Annotated in this window: 2 protein-coding genes and 1 pseudogene; 2 read left to right on the top strand and 1 reads right to left on the bottom strand. The window is 66.5% G+C overall.

Going from position 1 to position 2,295, the window contains the following annotated elements; all coding sequences use genetic code 11:
- Positions 1-121 precede the first annotated feature (121 nt).
- The gene (locus VFX99_RS08015; RefSeq protein WP_329665769.1) at positions 122-751 is read right to left on the bottom strand and encodes a hypothetical protein; all 630 of its coding nucleotides are present in this window, start codon (positions 749-751) and stop codon (positions 122-124) included.
- A gap of 412 nt (positions 752-1,163) precedes the next feature.
- Here VFX99_RS08015 and VFX99_RS08020 point away from each other — a divergent pair, with 412 nt between their 5' ends.
- Both VFX99_RS08020 and VFX99_RS17310 read left to right on the top strand, forming a co-directional pair.
- Positions 1,164-1,607: a DUF1990 family protein gene (locus VFX99_RS08020; protein ID WP_329665770.1), complete on the top strand. Its 444-nt coding sequence runs from the start codon at positions 1,164-1,166 to the stop codon at positions 1,605-1,607.
- 70 nt (positions 1,608-1,677) lie between these two features.
- Positions 1,678-1,974: pseudogene (locus VFX99_RS17310) on the top strand (tyrosine-type recombinase/integrase); the annotation flags it as partial.
- Positions 1,975-2,295: the final 321 nt, after the last annotated feature.

Below are 2,295 nucleotides of genomic sequence, written 5' to 3' on the forward strand. Positions count from 1 at the left end.
GCTGCTCGGAGTGATCGCGTTCTGCTCGTTCGTGGGAGAGAGGGTCGGCGTCGGACTGGAGCGCCGTGTACCTCGAATCCCCAAGACACGTCTTGCGCGCTGCCGACCCCGCGCAGCCCCCTCACTGCTGCGGCCACGATCGAACCGTAATTCGCTCAAGTGGCCGACCCCCTGCGAGTTGGGCGGTGTTCTGCAGCATCTCGCCCCACGCGTAGCTCTGCATCCGCTGAACTAGCTTGATCCGCTGGAGGACGAGGAACTTGGCACCTGCTGCGCGCTCACGCGTCTGGATCTCGACGGCCAGCTCATCACCGTCGTCGCGCATGCGAAGCTCGACCTGCCCCAATTGGGGGTGCCCGCGCGTCGCGGCGAACCGGAAGCCTTCCTTCCACCGGCGGGTGACCTTGACGGGGGCGTTCCAGGGCCCGGCCATGCGGATTAGAAATTCATCGCCCTCGTCCAAGCGGCCGGGCTCGCCGTGGGTCTTCTCGAAGCGCAGCACCTCGGTCGGGGCGATGACGTTCGGATCGGCGGCAATGATCGCGAGAAGACGTGCGGCAGGCAGCTTCGGCGTATGGATGGTCGCGCGGTAGAGCCGGTGGAACTCCGGCCCTACGCCTTGCTCACCCTCACGGTGCGCCGCGTCCGCGTCTTCGACCGGCAAAGGGGCCACTCCCCCTCTCGAGTTGATTTCCTCAACCACGGTATGCCGACGGAGGAAGCGAAAGAGCGCCAGGGGCGCGCCCACCATCCACCCGACCGTTCGGATGAAGCGCCGCCCCAGGCGGCTACGCAGCCTTCGTGTCGGGAGACGAACCACTCCCGCCTGCTACCCAGAGATCAGATCGCAAACGCGTTTCTGTTTGGCGGCCGAAGGATATGGAAAGCAGATCGCCGTGAGAGGACGCGCCCTAAGCCCAGCCGAACGAGCCGTCGGTTGGTTGATTGGTGTGCCGTTCGCGTCCTGGCGCTACATGGCACGCACTATCGAGATCCGTCGCGAGGACGCGAATTGCTCTTGGCCGATCGGCGGATTTCCGAACGGCGACTGCACTGTCGGCGAGCCGGACAGGCTTCAGGGCGCCCCAGTCGGGTTCGGGCCAGCGTTTCACCGCAGGTACCGCGTGATAATTGCGAGGCCGCTCCTGAAAGCAGGCGAGCTGATGTCGATCGTGCTCGCCGACCCCAACGTGGCCTGTCCGCTCGAGATCGCGCGCTTCGAGCGTGAGGGGACCGGCGGGGGACCACTTGAGGTCGGCGACGAGCTTCGAGTTCGCCTACCAGGAGCGTGGAACGGCCCGGTCCGCGTCACGGACGTGACCGATCACTCTTTCCGTCTCGCGACTTTGCGCGGTCACATGGAGGCCGGCGAGATCGAATTCCGCTCACGTGATGCCGAGGACCGAGAGCTCGTCTTCGAGATCGAGTCGTGGGCACGGAGCGGCGACCGCCTGTTCGATCTCCTCTATGACCGGCTCGGCGTCGCCCGCGAGCTGCAGCTCGACATGTGGGCCTTCTTCCTCGAGCGCGTCGCCCAGATCAGCGGCGGCTCCGCCGCCAACGGCATCGAGGTGTACACCGGACGCTGTACAGACCATCCGCTCTAAAGACGCTCGCACCCCGCCGATACCCTGTCCCGCGGACAACTCCACGATTGACTTAACCGGCCTCGGGCTTGTGATCGGATCCGCGTGCGATGAACGATTCGCCAGCCGTCATCCTTGCGTCGGATTATGGTCGTCGTGCCGAGGGCAGTCGGGGCCACACGCCCGCCTCGAGCTCCCGGTCGGACCGCTGTTCTGCATCAGCGACGGCCCATCCCGACGCCGGTCCTGGTCGAGCGCCGGAGTCCGCGTCGAGTTCCGTCGGCTCGCCGCTCAGGCGGGTATCCGGCGGCGCTTCGCGCCGCATCAGCTGCGCCATGCCCGCGCCGTCGAGCTCGCCCGCGAAGGCGTGCCGCTCAACGTCATCCAGCGCAGCTCGGGCACGCCAACCTCGGCACCACGAGTATCTCGTGCAGAGCATCGACACCGAGGAGATCATCGCCACCGTGCACGCCCGAGGGGCGCCGATGATGTCCGCCACCGCCGGACTCCAGCTCTAACCAGCGTGCTACTCCGGTGGCTAGTACAACTCGGTCATCTCCAGGTACTGATGAACCTGCTGGATCGCGACCGAGCCCTCCCCCGCGGCCGACGCCACCCGCTTGACCGACCCGGACCGTACGTCGCCCACGGCGAACACCCCGGGCATCGACGACTCGAACATGAACGGCGGGCGCTCCAAAGTCCATCC

Origin of the sequence: Microbacterium sp. (assembly GCF_036277215.1) — a bacterium.
Classification (GTDB): Bacteria; Actinomycetota; Actinomycetes; order Actinomycetales; family Microbacteriaceae; genus Microbacterium.

What these genes read in the sequence shown, in the direction of transcription:
- VFX99_RS08015 (WP_329665769.1), bottom strand. Translation starts at nt 751, where the DNA reads ATGGTGGGCGCGCCCCTGGCGCTCTTTCGCTTCCTCCGTCGGCATACC.
- VFX99_RS08020 (WP_329665770.1), top strand. Translation starts at nt 1,164, where the DNA reads ATGTCGATCGTGCTCGCCGACCCCAACGTGGCCTGTCCGCTCGAGATC.